Source organism: Blautia sp. OF03-15BH (assembly GCF_003463065.1).
Taxonomy (GTDB): domain Bacteria; phylum Bacillota; class Clostridia; order Lachnospirales; family Lachnospiraceae; genus Limivivens.
The window spans coordinates 467,247-483,606 of the sequence record NZ_QSCM01000001.1 but is presented as its reverse complement, the minus strand read 5'-3'; the positions used below and the strand labels follow the sequence as shown (position 1 = coordinate 483,606).

9 protein-coding genes are annotated in these 16,360 nt (G+C 48.0%); all 9 read left to right on the top strand.

The genetic code is table 11. The annotated features are described in order from the left end of the window. Nucleotide 1: 1 nt before the first annotated feature. Genes DXA57_RS02165 through DXA57_RS02125 form a run of 9 tightly spaced genes read left to right on the top strand, consistent with a single transcriptional unit; the run spans nucleotide 2 to nucleotide 16,344 of the window. Nucleotides 2-1,258 carry an ABC transporter ATP-binding protein gene (locus DXA57_RS02165; RefSeq protein WP_117764249.1) on the top strand — a complete coding sequence of 419 codons (1,257 nt, stop codon included), beginning with the start codon at nucleotides 2-4 and terminating at the stop codon, nucleotides 1,256-1,258. A gap of 14 nt (nucleotides 1,259-1,272) precedes the next feature. Beyond that, nucleotides 1,273-2,202: an SAM-dependent methyltransferase gene (locus DXA57_RS02160; RefSeq protein ID WP_117764248.1), complete on the top strand. Its 930-nt coding sequence runs from the start codon at nucleotides 1,273-1,275 to the stop codon at nucleotides 2,200-2,202. Further along, nucleotides 2,199-3,491: a hypothetical protein gene (locus DXA57_RS02155; protein WP_117764247.1), complete on the top strand. Its 1,293-nt coding sequence runs from the start codon at nucleotides 2,199-2,201 to the stop codon at nucleotides 3,489-3,491. The genes DXA57_RS02160 and DXA57_RS02155 overlap by 4 nt, the downstream gene beginning before the upstream one ends. A gap of 20 nt (nucleotides 3,492-3,511) precedes the next feature. Continuing rightward, nucleotides 3,512-6,055 (top strand): glycosyltransferase family 2 protein, encoded by a 2,544-nt coding sequence (locus DXA57_RS02150; protein WP_117764246.1) that lies wholly within the window; start codon nucleotides 3,512-3,514, stop codon nucleotides 6,053-6,055. A 2-nt stretch (nucleotides 6,056-6,057) separates the two neighbouring features. Continuing rightward, complete coding sequence (locus DXA57_RS02145; RefSeq protein WP_117764245.1) at nucleotides 6,058-8,556, top strand: glycosyltransferase family 2 protein; 2,499 nt, start codon at nucleotides 6,058-6,060, stop codon at nucleotides 8,554-8,556. After that, nucleotides 8,553-10,967 carry a glycosyltransferase gene (locus tag DXA57_RS02140; protein ID WP_117764244.1) on the top strand — a complete coding sequence of 805 codons (2,415 nt, stop codon included), beginning with the start codon at nucleotides 8,553-8,555 and terminating at the stop codon, nucleotides 10,965-10,967. Before DXA57_RS02145 ends, DXA57_RS02140 begins: the two co-directional genes overlap by 4 nt. A 22-nt stretch (nucleotides 10,968-10,989) precedes the next feature. After that, complete coding sequence (locus DXA57_RS02135) at nucleotides 10,990-13,425, top strand: YfhO family protein (RefSeq protein ID WP_117764243.1); 2,436 nt, start codon at nucleotides 10,990-10,992, stop codon at nucleotides 13,423-13,425. After that, nucleotides 13,422-14,549, top strand: a complete 1,128-nt coding sequence (gene rffA, locus DXA57_RS02130; RefSeq protein ID WP_117764242.1) for a dTDP-4-amino-4,6-dideoxygalactose transaminase — start codon at nucleotides 13,422-13,424, stop codon at nucleotides 14,547-14,549. The genes DXA57_RS02135 and rffA overlap by 4 nt, the downstream gene beginning before the upstream one ends. Further along, entirely contained in the window at nucleotides 14,542-16,344 is a 1,803-nt protein-coding gene (locus DXA57_RS02125; RefSeq protein ID WP_117764241.1) for a glycosyltransferase family 2 protein, read from the top strand. The genes rffA and DXA57_RS02125 overlap by 8 nt, the downstream gene beginning before the upstream one ends. Nucleotides 16,345-16,360: the final 16 nt, after the last annotated feature.

Here is a 16,360-nt window from a genome sequence, read left to right as displayed (position 1 = left end):
TTTGGATAAGGATAAGAACATTGCGATCCGTGTAGATAACGTAAGTAAGATCTACCGGTTATACAACAAACCCTCAGACCGCTTAAAAGAGGCGCTTGGGTTTACGAAAGAAAAAAGATACCGGGAACACAGAGCTCTGGATCAGGTAAGCTTTGATGTGCACCGAGGAGAGACCGTAGGCATCATCGGAACCAATGGTTCCGGTAAATCCACGATACTGAAGATCATTACCGGCGTTCTGCAGTCGACAACCGGAAATGTGGAGGTAAACGGCAGGATTTCTGCTCTTCTGGAGTTAGGTGCCGGTTTTAATATGGAGTATACCGGTGTGGAGAATGTGTATCTCAACGGTACGATGCTCGGCTTTACGGAAGAGGAGATCGAAGAACGCCTTCCGGAGATCCTGAAATTTGCCGATATCGGCGAGTTTGTCAATCAGCCGGTGAAGACCTATTCCAGCGGTATGTTTGTCCGTCTGGCTTTTGCCGTGGCCATCAATATCGATCCGGAGATCCTGATCGTGGACGAGGCCCTGTCCGTAGGAGATGTATTTTTCCAGGCAAAATGTTATCACAAATTTGAAGAATTCAAAAAACAGGGCAAGACGATCCTCTTTGTAAGCCATGACCTGAGCAGTATCAGCAAATACTGTGACCGGGTTGTGCTGCTGAATCAGGGAGTGAAAGTAGACGAAGGCACTCCCAAAGCCATGGTGGATCTCTATAAGCGTTTCCTGGTCCATCAGGAAGGGGAGCCGGAGAAGCACATCGCCAGAGAGGGCGAATGGAGAAGCAAGATCCAGGTCAATCCCAACCTTCTGGAGTATGGAGAAAAACTGGCGGAGATCATTGATTTTGCAGTGGCGGATAAGAATGGAAAGCTGACCAACACGATCGAAAAAGGAAGTACCTGTACCTTCAAGATGAAGATCGAGTTTCATAAAGATCTCCAGGAGCCCATCGTAGCCTTCACGATCAAGGATATGAAGGGAACGGAGATCACAGGGACCAACACCATGTACGAGAAGATCGAGGTTCCGGCGAAAAAGGACACAGTGGTGGAGGTTTCTTTCACCCAGAAGATGGATCTTCAGGGTGGAAGCTATCTGCTCTCTTTTGGCTGTACCGGCTATATGGAGGGAGATTTCCATGTGTTCCACCGCCTTTATGATGCCTGTAGCGTCAATGTGGTCTCCATGAAAGATACGGTGGGATTCTATGACATGAATTCCAGAATTCAGGTAGAGGTAACGAAATAAGAAAGGATATTTCTATGAGGGAGAAGATCGGAAAAATCACACTGGACGACACCTGTTATTCAGGCAGCGACCTGTACAGTGACGGACCTGTGGAAGAAGAACTTTTGGAGATTGCGAAAAGCTGTCACACGCCGGAAGAGTATAATCAGGTCATTGCGGAGAGAAAAAGCTGGCCGGTGATGTACCATTTTTCTCATATCCGTGGGAATATTGTGAGCTGGCTGCCCATCACAAAGGAGGATAAAGTCCTGGAGATCGGAGCCGGCTGCGGTGCCATCACCGGGGCACTGGCGAAGAAAGCAGGGAGCGTGACCTGTGTGGAACTTTCCAGACAGCGGAGTCTCATCAATGCTTACCGGAACCAGGACTGCGATCATGTGACAATCCTTCTGGGTGCCTTTGAAGAAGTGGAAAAGACACTGACGGAAAAGTATGATTACATCACTTTTATCGGTGTCTTTGAGTATGCGGCCTGCTATACGGACAATGAGAACCCCTTTGTCTATATGCTTCAGCTGGTTGAACGTCATCTGGCTCCCGGCGGAAAGATTGTCATTGCCATAGAGAACCGTCTGGGTCTCAAATACTGGGCAGGCTGTGCAGAGGATCATGTGGGTCGTTTCTTTGAGGGACTGGAAGGCTATCCGAACACAAAAGACGTCCATACGTTTTCCAGAACGGAGCTGATCCGTCTCTTCCATGAGGCGGGAAATTTCCGACCGGAGTTCTACTACCCATATCCGGACTATAAATTCCCGTTTTCTGTCTATTCGGATGCCTACCTTCCGAGAAAAGGAGATCTGAAAGAAAATATCTGCAATTATGACCAGAGGCGGCTTCTGCTTTTCGATGAATCAAAGGTGTTTGACAGCATCATCGACAACGGTCTGTTTCCGGAATTTTCCAATTCCTTTCTGGTACTGCTGGGGAAGGAGGAGTCATGAAGAAGGTTATTTATTCCAAATATTCGAATGAGAGAAATCACTGTCTCGCTATCCGCACGGACATTCTGCAGGACGAGGACGGTGTCCGCTATGTGCAGAAGCTTCCGGAATTCCCGGAGGGAAAGCTCCATGTGGAGGCAATCTATCACTGGTATCAGGCATTTTCGAGAGAATTGGAAGGAACGAAGCTTTCCTATAATGTGTGCAGCCTGATTCCCGGTGGTGTAGAGCTGGAATACCTGACAGGGGAGACACTGGAGGAGCATCTCTTATCAGTGGAAAAGGAACAGGGTATCGGCTCTTGTGCGGAGGAGCTTCTGGAGTATCTTGAATTTGTAAAGTCTCTGCACAAAGGGGCGGTCTTTGAGATCACGGAAGGCTTCCGGGAGATTTTTGGTGAACCAGAGCTTCCAGAAGGGACGATCTGTGCACCTTTTTCCAATATTGATCTGGTCTGCGGGAATATACTTCTCACCGGAGAAATATGGACTGCCATTGACTATGAGTGGAGCTTTGATTTCCCGATTCCGGTAAACTTTATCCTCTACCGGATCATTTTTTACTTTACGGATCATGCGGATCGTGGCGAGGAGTTCAAGCCTTTTGATTTCTATGGAAAAATGGGAATTACAGAAGCAGAACGGCGAGCTTATGAAGCCATGGAAACTTCTTTTCAGAAATATGTCTGTCGGAGGCATACGCCCATCCGGGATCTTTATCAGGATATCAGCGCCGGTTCTCTTCGGGTGGCAGATCGTTTCCCTCAGGAGATGCTGCAGGTTTATTTTAATTGTGGAAATGGCTATACGGAAGAAAATTCCAGGCTTTTCCAGATGAAGCACAGAGACTGCTGGCAGCTGGAAGAAGAAATTCCGCTTCCGGAAGGAGTGAAAAGTCTCCGTCTGGATCCCGGTTACAGGGCCTGCATGACGGAGATCCGAAAGCTTTCTTTCGACAAACAGAGCGGGCAGGCGCCTGTGACCCTGGCAAAAGGAAGTTCCATGGGAAACTGGCTCTTTTTAGCGGAGGATGATCCGAACTTTTATGTGACAGAGATTCCCGAGGGAGCGAAGAAGCTTGAGGTGGACCTGGCTGTTTTCCCGTTTGATGAGGGCTCCAGAAAAGAACTTGGTATGCTGGCAGATGCTTATGTGAGCCGGAGCGAGGAACTGAGAAAGCTACGGGAGCAGCTTCGCGAGGCCGAGAATACGATCAGCGCGATGAAGCATACGAAAGTATGGAAAGCATATGAGAAATACAGAGGCTACAGAGAACAGCATCAGAAATAAGAAGAGCTAGAGGAGTATCGATGAGCATTCAAAAAGTAGTAGTGGACAGGGAAGAGTATCAGTGGGTTCCGGGAGGAAGCCTGACGGTGCAGGGCTGGAAGGCCGTTGAGGGAGAGAAAGCCGCGATTGAGGTTCTGGATGACAAAGGGGAGCCGGTGAAGACCGAGGTGACATTTTTTCTGCGGCCGGATGTGGTAAAACGTTATCCGGCTTATGCGGCGCAGGCTGACGAATTGGGTTTTCGTGTGAAGCTTGATGAACTTGAGAATTTCATAAAAGCCGGGAAAGGCATAAAAATCCTTCTGAAAGCCGGAAATGAAGAAAAAACTCTTCTGGAAAGAGATGCGGCAGAGCTTGAAAAAGGCTGGAAAGCAGCTTCCATCCAGTATTATGTGGACTTCTGCGGGCTGGAGGATCGAAGGATCATGATCAGGGGATGGATGCTTGATCTCACCGGAGAAAATGATCTTTCAGTTACCGACGAGAATGGGAATGAGGTTCCTGGCGTGCTGAATCGTTCCCTTCGTCCCGATGTGGCGGAAAATCTGGGCCTGGAAGGAAGGGTGCCGGAAAATACGGAAAGTGGTTTTGTTTTCTCCTGTCCAAGATCTGAGTTTCAGGGAAAAAAGTTGGTTTTTCATATGAAAAATACGCTTGTCGAGAAATGCCATGAGATCTCCATGAAAAAAATTGATTTCCAATATTCTAAGGCCGGAAGGCTGAAAAAAGCCATCGGCAGGGGAAAACTGGCAGAGAATAAAGAGATTCTGAAAAAACGCGGGATTACCGGTCTTTTGGATCATGTAAAGGACAACTATTTTACAGACGAAGAACAGTACCAGCGGTGGCTGAAGAAGAAAAGACCTTCTGCATGGGAACTTCACCGGCAGAGTAAAAGAACATTTGATTATGAACCGCTCATCAGTATCGTGATCCCTCTTTATAATACGCCGCAGGAGTATCTGCGGAAGCTTTTGCAGTCCATTACTGCACAGAGTTACGGAAAGTTTGAACTTTGTCTGGCGGACGGCAGCACGAAAAAAGGACCTGCCGCCTTTGTGAAGAAGTTTTACGGCAATGATCCGAGGATCCGGCTGAAGCATCTCAAGCTCAATGCAGGGATTTCCGAGAATACGAATGAAGCGATCCGTATGGCTACCGGTGAGTTCTTGATGTTTGCAGATCACGATGATTTTCTGGAGCCGGATGCCCTCTACGAGATGGTCAGGGCACTGAACGAAAACAGGGAGCTGGATCTTATTTATACGGATGAAGATCTCTGTGATGAAAAGGGAGAGTGCTTCTTTGCTCCACGGATGAAGCCGGATTTCAATCCGGATTTCTTACGGAGCATCAACTATATCTGCCATCTGGTCCTGGTACGGAAAAGTCTGGCGGAGGAAGTCGGACTTCTTCGGAAGCAGTGTGACGGAGCCCAGGATTATGATTTCCTGCTCCGCTGCATCGAAAAGACCGATCGGGTGTATCATATCCCGAAGGTGCTTTATCATTGGAGAGTTTCAGAAACCTCCACGGCGGGCAATCAGGACAGCAAAACGTATGCCATTGATGCCGGAAAACTGGCACTTACCGAGCACTATGCGAGACTTGGTTATGAAGCAGAGGTGGAGTATACGGGGATCTTTATCATGTATCGCATGCGTCTGAAACTGAAAAGCCAGCCGCTGGTGACGATCCTGATCCCGAACAAAGATCAGGCGGAAACCCTGGCGAACTGTCTGTCTTCCATTTATGAAAAGACAGATTATCCGTATTTTGAAATCCTTGTGGTGGAAAACAACAGTGAGAAAGAGGAAACCTTTGCTTATTATGAAAAAATGAAGCAGGAGCATGAGAACTTCCATGTGGTAACCTATCAGGGAGGGTTCAATTATTCTGCGATCAATAATTTTGGTGTCCGCCATGCAAAAGGGGAGTATCTTCTGTTTCTCAATAACGATACGGAAGTCATTAGCCCCTTCTGGATCCGGGAAATGCTGGGCTTTTGTCAGCGTGAGGACACGGCAGCAGTAGGAGCGAAGCTTTTTTATCCGGATGGGCTGGTGCAGCACTGCGGCGTGGTGGTTGGCATTGCCAATTATGCCGGTCATGTACAGAACTTTAAAACCAGACGGGACAACGGCTATTTTGGCAGACTTCGTGCGGTGCAGGACATCAGCGCAGTGACGGCGGCCTGCATGCTGGTGAAACGTTCGGTCTTTGAAGAGATTGGCGGTTTTGATGAGAGCTTTGAGGTAGCCTTTAACGATGTGGACCTCTGCCTCCGGATACGGGAAACCGGAAAACTTATCGTGCAGGATCCGAATGTGGAGCTGTATCATTATGAATCCAAATCCAGAGGCTATGAGAATACGCCGGAGAAGCTGGCCAGATTCAAAGGAGAAGTCATCCGTTTCCGGAAGCGCTGGAAAGCTTTTCTGGAAAAGGGAGATCCCTATTACAGTCCGAATCTGACGCTGATGAATGGAGAATGTACGCTGAGAAAGGAACATGAGATCCCGGAGGAATGGGAAAAACTGTTCCCTGACGGAGAGGAGGTTTGAAGATGCTGGCACAGGTACTTGGAGCGGAACGGGAACGCTTTCTGCTCGGAGCAAAAAATACCTATATCCTGGAAGGAAACTGGCCTTCCGGAGCGGCTTCGGAAGTCTGTCTGGACAGGCACAGGATCCAGGCAGAGCTTATGAGCGGGGAAAAAGAAGAGGAACTGAGCCGTTCGGAAGAAGCAATCCGTCTTCTCGGTGAAAAAAAGATCCTTACGATCCAGCTGCCGGAAGGCTGGGAGAAAGCCCGACAGCTGACGGTTTATGCGGTGGAAAAAGACAGAAAAAACATCTGGTTCCGGATTTCCGTGCGGGAACTGAAGAAAAAACAGAAAAATCCTCAGTTTTATCTGGATGAGGAGGTCATCGATGCCAGGGCCGGAAGGATTCATATCAGTGGCTGGGCGGTGGATCAGGGACCGGTGAAGATCGCACTTGTTGACCGTGAAAAGAGAAAACTTCCCTGTCGCATCAGCAGGAATGCAAGACCGGATGTGGTGAGTATGTACGGGGAATGCGCCGTAGAAGCAAACTGTGGTTTTTCTCTGGATGCCACAGATCTTTGCGGGGATGCCGTTTATCTGGTATTCTCCGGAAAAAACGGAAAAAATGTCTATCCGGTCAGTCTGAAAGCACCGGTAATCCTGAAAAACAAAGTGGAAAAATATGCCAGAAAAGGACTCAGCTACTGGCGGGCTCACGGTACAGAGGCCTTTGTCTCGAAAACAGCCGGAAAATTGCGCTCCTTAAAGGAGCGTCCGATCGAGTACGGGAAATGGTTCCGTCTTCATGCAGCAGATAAAAAAGAGCTGGAGAGGGAACGAAAAACAGTTTTTGATTATCAGCCGCTGATCAGCATTGTGGTGCCGCTTTATAATACGCCGGAGCCTTTTTTGAAAGCTTTGATCGATTCCATCACGGTACAGACCTATGGAAAGTTTGAACTTTGCCTGGCAGATGGAAGCACGGACGAAAAGACGGCGGCTTTTGTGAAAAAACAGTATGGATCGGATAAAAGGATCCGTCTGAAACGGCTGACAGTGAATGGAGGGATTTCCGAGAATACCAATGAAGCCATTCGCATGGCTTCCGGAGAGTTTCTCTTGTTTTCGGATCATGATGATTTTCTGGAGCCGAATGCACTTTTTGAGATGGTGCAGGCACTGAACCAGGATCCGACGCTGGATCTGATCTATACCGATGAGGACCTTTCAGATGAAAACGGAGAACACTATTTTTCACCCAGGATGAAGCCGGATTTCAACCCTGATTTCTTAAGATGCATCAATTATATCTGCCATCTGACGATGGTGAGAAGAAGTCTGGCAGAGGAAGTGGGATTTCTTCGTAAAGAATGTGACGGAGCACAGGATTATGATTTTCTGCTTCGCTGTATCGAGAAGACCGACCGGGTTTACCATATTCCGAAGATCCTCTATCACTGGAGAGCTTCCGAAACATCTACAGCAGGTAATCAGGACAGCAAAACCTATGCCATAGAGGCAGGAAAAAAGGCACTTACAGAGCATTATGCCCGTCTGGGATATGAGGCAGAGGTGGAATACACCGGTATTTTTATCCTTTATAAAATGCGTCTGAAGGTCAAAGGAGAGCCGTTGGTGACAATTTTGATCCCGAATAAGGATCAGGCAGAAACGCTGGATACCTGTGTGAGATCCATCTACGAAAAAACGGATTATCCTCATTTTGAGATCCTCATTGTGGAGAACAACAGTGAGAAAGAGGAAACCTTTGCTTATTATGAAAAAATGGAAAAAGAACACGAAAATTTCCGGGTGGTACGCTATGAGGGCGGATTTAACTATTCTGCGATCAACAATTTCGGCGCCCGCCATGCAAAGGGCGACTATCTCCTGCTTCTGAACAATGATACCGAGGTGATCAGTCCTTTCTGGATCCGGGAAATGGTGGGCTTTTGCCAGAGAGAGGATACAGGCGCTGTGGGGGCGAAACTTTATTATCCGGACGGTCTGGTCCAGCACTGTGGGGTGGTGGTCGGAATCGCAAATTTTGCAGGTCATGTTCAGAATTTCCATACCCGGCAGGATGCAGGCTATTTCGGAAGGCTAAAGGCGGTACAGGACATCAGTGCGGTGACAGCAGCCTGCATGCTGGTGAAAAAATCTGTTTTTGATGCCATCGGCGGTTTCGATGAGTCCTTTGTGGTTTCTTTAAATGATGTGGATCTCTGTCTGAGGATCCGTGAAGCCGGCAAACTCATCGTGCAGGATCCGAATGTGGAGCTCTATCATTATGAATCAAAGTCCAGAGGTTATGAGAATACACCGGAAAAGAAGGAACGTTTTAAACAGGAGATCCTTCGTTTCCGAAGACGCTGGAAGTCTTTTCTGGATCAGGGAGATCCTTATTACAGTCCGAATCTGTCATTGATGAACGGCGAATGTCAGTTACGTAAAGAGAAGGAAGTTCCGGTGGAATGGAAAAAACTCTTTCCACACGGTGAGGAAGCAGAAAAATGAAAGTACAGGAATGGGAAGTAAAACGGGCCAGATTCAGCCTGAAAGATGAGCAGGTTTACATCCTTCAGGGGATTTTTCCGAGCGGCCGCAGCATAGAAGTTTTTCTGGATAAGGAAAAAATTTCTGCGGAAATGGAAAACTGGGAGTATAATGGAGCATTGGAAATGTCTGGGAACACGGAAATTTCCAAGGGGGAAAAGGTTACCGTGTTTCTGACGCTTCCGGAAAACTGGGAGAAGCATCATCATCTTTGTGTTTTTGCAAGAGCAGGAGAAGAAAGACTTCTCTGGTATGAAAGCTCTGTGAAACGCCTGAAGGAGGCCAGACAGAGACCTGCCATTTATCTGGAAGAAGAGCTTGCAGACAATAAAAAAGGAACTCTTTATCTTCGAGGCTGGGCAGCCGATACAGAGCTTCTGAAGATCGGGCTTTTTGATCAAAAAAAGAAGAAGCTTCCGTGTAAGCTCAGAAGGAACGCCAGACTGGATATACAGGCCGTATATTTTGAAACGGAGATTGAGAAAAACTGTGGTTTTACGATCGAAGCGGAAGGGGTTTCCGGGAGAGTCGCCTATCTGGTGGTAGTCGGCGCACAAGGGAAAAATGTGTATCCCGTGAATCTGGCTCCGGCCATGATCCTGAAACAAAAAATGGAAAAATATGTAAAACGCGGCATGGATTATTGGAAGCTCCACGGAATGCAGGCATTGACTGCCCGGGTGGCAAAGGAATTTTTCCCGGCGTCGGAAGAAGCAGCTGTGGATTATCCGGCATGGATCCAGAGGCATATCCCCGGACCGGGAGAACTGGAACGCCAGCGGAACACGGTGCTTCCTGCCATGCCGAAGTTCAGTCTGATCCTTCCGGTAAAAGATATGGGAGAACGGCAGCTAAAGCAGCTTCTCCGGAATCTGGAAAACCAGACCTACCGGAATTTTGAAGTCTGTCTGGCGGATGAAACGGAGAATCTGCGCCTTCATGAAGTGCTGCATACCTTTGAAAAAGAGGAAGAACGTCTTCATGTGACGGAGCAGCCGGAGCATACCGGGATCGCAGAAGGCGTTCAGGCAGAACTTTCCCTAGCGAAAGGAGAGTATCTGATCTTTTTGCGCCAGGAAGATCTTCCCACACCGGATGCTTTGTTTGTTTTTGCCAAGGCGGTCAATGAGCACCCGGAGGGCGTATTGTTTTATCCGGACAATGACCGGATGACACCGGACGGCAATCACTTTTTTGAGCCGGAATTGAAACCGGATTTTGATCCGGAGCTTCTGGAAAGCACCAATTATATGGGCCGTTTCTTTATGGTGAAACGTTCCTTCTTTGAAAAAGAGGGAAAAGTGGATACGGATTTTTCCGGAGCCTGTGATTATGATCTCCTTCTTCGGCTGACAGAAGCGGCGGAAGCGGAGAAAATCGTGCATATTCCACGGATCCTTTGTCATATACGGATGTCGGAGGGAGCTTTGATCGAAGCAGAGGAAGAATGGGAGAAGGGAAGACTGGCTTTGCAGGCGCATTATGAGCGTCTGGGCGAGAAAGCTCTGGTACAGAAAGGGGAACATCCGGGACTGTTCCGGACTCGTTTTGTACGGAAGGAAAGTCCGTTGATCTCGATCCTGATCCTTTCCCGTGGGAAAAAAGAAGCTTTGAAGCGTTGCATTGCATCTATCGACCGGAAATCCTCATATCAGAACTATGAATACCTGATCCTGACAGAGGAAGAGACACTGGAAACGGGGCTGACAGAAAAAACACTTCAGATGATCCACTGTGAGGAAGGTGAAAATACGGCAGCCTGCCGCAATCGTGCGGTTCAGCGTGCAGGTGGAGAATACCTTCTTTTTCTGGATGTGGATACCGAACTCATTGAGCCGGACAGTCTGGAAGAAATGCTGGGCTGCTGCATGAGAGAGAAAAACGGTATTGTGGGAGCAAGGCTTTATGACGGAGAAAAGCGGATCGCCCATGCCGGTGTGATCATCGGTATTCACCGCATTGCCGGAGATGCCTTTTCCGGTTTTCCAAAGACAGAAGAGGATGTTTACAGCCGGATCCTCTGCCGTCAAGGCTACAGTGCTGTAACCGGAAAATGTATGCTGGTAAAAAGGAGTATTTTTGAAGCTGTCGGTGGTTTTTCAGAAGAATTCGGAAGAGCCTTTGCTGATCTGGATTTTTGTCTCAGGACAGGAAAAAACGGAAAACGGGTTGTTTACGAGCCATATGCAGAGTTTTATCATTATGGGGACAGACAGGAAAAACAGAGGGAAGCCGAAGAAAAACTGGAAGAATTTCATCAGGCCATTGCACTTTTTGAAAAACGCTGGTCGGAGCTGATACGAAAGGGCGATCCTTTTTATAATCCGAATCTGACACTGGAGAAAGAAGATTTCTCCCTGAAAAGGAATTAAGGCAGAAAGGTAATTGGGATTTATGGAAAAAAAAGATCATGTACAGCAGATGAGGACCGTACTGATTCTGGAAGTGTTGCTGTTTTTCAGTGGATTTCTGGTCTATTGGGATTATGTTTTCGGTAATCATTTTCTGGCATTCGGAACCTTTGCGGATGTGGGCAGCGATACGGTGCAGCAGTATCTGATGCATTATCATTCCGTAGTCAATCATATACGGAATGGAAACGTGAGTTTCTGGGACTTTAACAATGGTTTTGGCATTAATGTATTTCAGATGAACCTGTTTGATCCGACGTTGATCCTGCTTTACCTCATCGGCCTTATCCGCGGAGCCAATCACATCTGGGGAGCACTGGTTTATGTGCAGATATTAAGAATTCTGCTGGCTGGCCTGGCTGGTTATCTTTTTCTTTCCGAATTTCAGTTTTCTGAGCGAAGTAAGCTTCTGGCAGCTTATATCTACGGACTTAACGGGTTTCTCATGGTATGGGGACAGCATTACCAGTTTGGTATCATCACCATCTATCTGCCGCTGCTGCTGCTGTTTGCAGAACGGACCTTCCGGAAAAAGAGATACCGGAGCCTGCTGCCGCTGATCGTTTTTCTGACAGTGATCGACAGTACATACCTTGCTTACATGAGTTGTCTGACGACGGGCGTTTATCTTATTTTCCGGGTGCTTCTGGTGACGGAACTTCCGGTAAAGGAACGGCTGAACCGCTTTCTGAGAGTGTGTCTCGGGATGTTCCTTGGCGTTCTTATGGGGCTTTGTGTGCTGCTTCCGTCTGCTTATGTGATCTTTGGTGTGACATCCCGTATGGAAAGTGACAGTACGCTGGTGCAGCGTCTTTTAGAGGGATTCCGGCCGATGCAGGAAGACAGTTATCTGACCTTGCTCTATCGCTTTTTCTCCGCCAATCTGCTGAACAAGAACGGAGATTATAAGGGCTACAGCAATTATTATGAGGATCCTTCGGTATTTGCGTCGATTTTCCTGGTGATCTTTGGCGTGCAGTATCTCTGTGTGCTATGGAGAAGCCGGATGAGCCACTACAAAAAGTGTGTTTTTTACGGAGCAGCAGTTCTGATCGCTTTTTGTCTGCTCTTTCCACTGGCTGGTATCATCTTTAACGGCTGCAGCGGATATATGAGCCGTTTTACCTTTGTTTTCCTGCCGTTCGTTGCTTTGCTCATTGCCTGGATGACCGATTTTATTCTGGCAGGAGAGAAGCTCTGTATTCCGGCGTTGATCGCTACGGGAGCTCTGAGTGTCTGTATTTACATAAGCGGCTGGAAGCTGACCAGTCAGCCGCCGCAGAAGCAGCTGATCCTTGGGATGCTGGCCGTGAGCGTGCTGGCAATGGCTGTCCTTCTGGCCGGGCAGTGGCTGAAAGATCCGAAATACCAGAAGGGCTTTTGTACAGTCTTGCTTCTTCTGGCAGTGGCCGATATGTGTATGGAAGGAAAAGGAACCGTCACCGACCGCGGAGCTGTGGAGAAGAACGATACCACCTGCCTGTTGGATCTTTACAACGAGGATGTTAAAAATGCCCTTGCCTGGCTGAAGGAAACAGACACCGGCTTTTACCGGGTGGAAAAAACATATCTGGAAGGAATTGCTTCCATGACTTCGCTTGCACAGGATTACAGCAGCATCAGTACCTACAATTCCATGCAGAACGGTAATGTGAAGAACTTTGTTTTCAGCAGTGCACCGGATCTTCTTTTTGACGGGTTGAATTACTACTGCTACAGTGAACATCCGGGGGATGGAAGACTTCCGGCTTTTCTGGGAGTCCGGTATCTTCTTTCCAAAGAAGGCGATCCGGTACCGGATACGTATGTGTTTGTCCGCTCTTTCGGTATAATCTCTGTCTATCAGGCAAAAGAGTACGCCGGTATCGTAAGCTTCTACAATGCCAGCCGGGCCATGACAAATGAAGACTTTAAGACAAAGTGCAAGAGCCGTGGAAATCAGAAGAGTCTGAATCAGGTGTTGCTTGCAAGGCTTGGTATCGAAGAAAGGCAGGAAGAGATAGCTGCTTATCAGGCTGAGGCTGAGGCGAAAGGCTCCACCGATCCGGTAAAAAAGACAGCGGAAGACAACTATGCAGGAGACCGGGGAACCTTTACCCTGGAAAAAGCAGGGAACGATTCCCATCTGACCGGAACAGCAGAGGTGCCTTCTGACGGTTATCTTCTCATCACCGTTCCCTATGAGGGCGGCTGGAAACTGACACTGGACGGAGAAAAGCAGGAAATTCTCAAAGCGGATCTTGGATTTATGGGGGTTCGTGTCCGTGCAGGAAGCCATACCTTTTCCCTGGATTACCATCCGCCGCTTCTGAAGGAAGGCTGCATTCTCAGCCTGATCGGCTGGCTGATCTATTTATCATATCTGGCAGCAGGAGCACGAAACAGCAGAAAAAACAAAAGAGGAGTGAACATATCATGATCGATTTTAATATCCCACCGTTTACCGGAAAAGAACTGGAGTATATGCAGCAGGCGATAAAAAATAAAAAAATCTGCGGAGACGGCGCGTTTACCAAGAAATGCAGCCGTTGGATGGAAGAAAAATTTCAGGCAAACCATGTACTTCTGACGACGTCCTGTACCCATGCGTTGGAGATGGCTGCGGTATTGACCCAGGTGAAGCCGGGAGATGAGGTCATTCTTCCCTCCTACACCTTTGTTTCTACTGCGGATGCTTTTGTCCAGAGAGGAGCAACTCTGGTGTTTGTGGATATCCGTCCGGAAACCATGAACCTGGATGAGCGACTGATCGAGGACGCCATTACAGAGAAGACAAAAGTCATCGTTCCGGTGCATTATGCCGGAGTCGGCTGTGCCATGGATGAAATTATGGAGATCGCAGCACGCCATCATCTGATGGTGGTGGAGGATGCAGCCCAGGGTGTCTACGCATACTATAAAGGAAGAGCACTGGGCACGATCGGCGATTTCGGCTGCTATAGTTTCCATGAGACGAAAAACTACTCTATGGGAGAGGGCGGTGCACTGGTCTTCCAGAACAATGATTATTTGGAGAGAGCAGAGATCGTCCGGGAAAAAGGAACAGACCGCAGCAAATTCTTCCGTGGTCAGGTGGATAAATATCGTTGGATGGATTACGGTTCCTCGTATCTGCCCAGCGATCTGAATGCAGCATATCTCTGGGCACAGCTGGAAATGGCAGAAAAAATCCGGGAAGACCGTCTGGAAAGCTGGAACTATTACCATGAGGAGCTTCGTTCACTGGCAGATGCCGGTTATATCGAGCAGCCGTTTATCCCGGATTATGCGGAACACAATGCACATATGTACTATATCAAGACGAAGGATCTGGAGACTCGCGGAAGACTGATCGATTTTCTGGCGAAACGGGAGATCCATACAGTCTTCCACTATGTACCTCTTCATTCGGCACCTGCCGGACAGAAGTTTGGCCGTTTCCATGGAGAGGATAGGTACACGACGAAGGAGAGCGAACGTCTGCTGCGTCTGCCCATGTATTATCAGCTGAAAGAAGAAGATCAGGAACAGGTCGTAAAGGCCGTAAAGGAATTTTATGAGTAAAGCAGGACAGATTTTTAAACGACTGACACCTTATAATATCAAAAAAGGCGTCCGTTATCTGAAACATTACGGAGTGAAAGGTTTTTACGCCCGCCTTCTGGAGCGCTTTGAAGAGCGGGAAGTGGAATATCAGGAGTGGTATGAGAAAAATAAGCCTTCCGAAGAAGAGCTAGCCCGCCAGCGAAAGAAAAAGTGGAAAGATCCTGTGGTCATCAGCGTACTGGTGCCGGCTTACCGGACACCGGAGGTTTTTCTGAAGCAGATGATGGAATCGGTGCTGCTTCAGACCTATCCTTATCTGGAACTCTGCATTGCCGATGGAAGCGGAACGGATGATTCTGTGGAAAAGGTGGTGAAAGAGTATCAGAAAAAGGATCCCAGGGTCCGCTACAGGCGTCTGGAGAAAAACGAAGGCATTGCAGGAAATACCAATGCAGCGATCGAAATGGCCTCCGGAGAATATCTGGCACTGTTTGACCATGATGATCTTCTTTCTCCCAATGCGCTTTTTGAGGTGGCTTCTGCCATTGAAAAAGAAAAAGCCGATGTGATTTATACGGATGAAGACAAGGTGACTTCCGATCTGAAAGAGCATTTTCAGCCGCATTTCAAGCCGGATTTCAATCCGGATCTTCTTTGTGCAAACAATTATATCTGTCATCTTTTTGTAGTGAAAAGAAGCCTTGCGCTGAAGCTGGGCGGTCAGGATCCGGCTTATGACGGAGCACAGGACTATGATTTCATTTTCCGTTGTACGGAAAATGCGGAAAAAATCGTCCATGTTGCTAAAATTCTTTATCACTGGAGAGTACATCAGGCTTCTACAGCGGACAATCCTTCCAGTAAGTTGTATGCGTTTGATGCGGGAAAAAGGGCCATCGAGGCTCACCTTGCAAGAATCGGAGCAAAAGCGGAGGTCAGCCATACAAAGGATCTTGGCTTTTACCGGGTGAAATATCAGGTCCAGGGAAATCCACTGGTGTCCATCGTGATCCCGAATAAGGATGAAAAAGAAACCTTGAAAAAATGCCTGGAATCGATCTGGCAGAAGACCTCCTATTCCAACTATGAGATCATTCTGGTGGAAAACAACAGTACGACGCAGGAAATCCGGGACTACTATAAAGAACTGGATGGCAAGGAACGGGTACGGGTTGTATACTGGGACAAAGAGTTTAATTATTCTGCGATCAATAATTTTGGCATTTCCTATGCAAAAGGCGAGTATATCCTCTGTCTGAACAATGATATTACGGTGATCTCTCCGGACTGGCTGGAAGAACTTCTGGCAAACTGCCAGCGGCCGGAGGTGGGGATCGTGGGAGCTAGGCTTTATTATCCGGACAATACGATCCAACACGCAGGCATTGTTCTCGGCATGGGCGGCTGTGCGGGAAGTCTTTTTGTTGGTCTGGCGAGAAGCAGAGGCGGTTATCTTCACAAGGCAGCACTCCAGCAGGATCTGAGTGCAGTGACGGCAGCCTGCTTTATGGTAAAAAAAGAAGTCTTTGAGAAAGTAGGAGGCTTTGAGGAAAAACTGGCGGTAGCCTTCAATGATGTGGATTTCTGCCTGAAGGTCCGCCATGCCGGTTATCTTGTGGTTTATGATCCTTATGCAGAGCTTTATCACCATGAATCCAAGACCAGAGGCTATGAAAATACGGAAGCCAAAAAGCGCCGTTTCCAGGAGGAGATTGAGTATATGCGCTGCCATTGGATGCCGGATATTTTAAGAGATCCCTACTATAATGAGAATCTGTCTCTGAAGGCCAGTGATTATTCCCTTCGGAGCTGACAGCAGAATGGAGAGA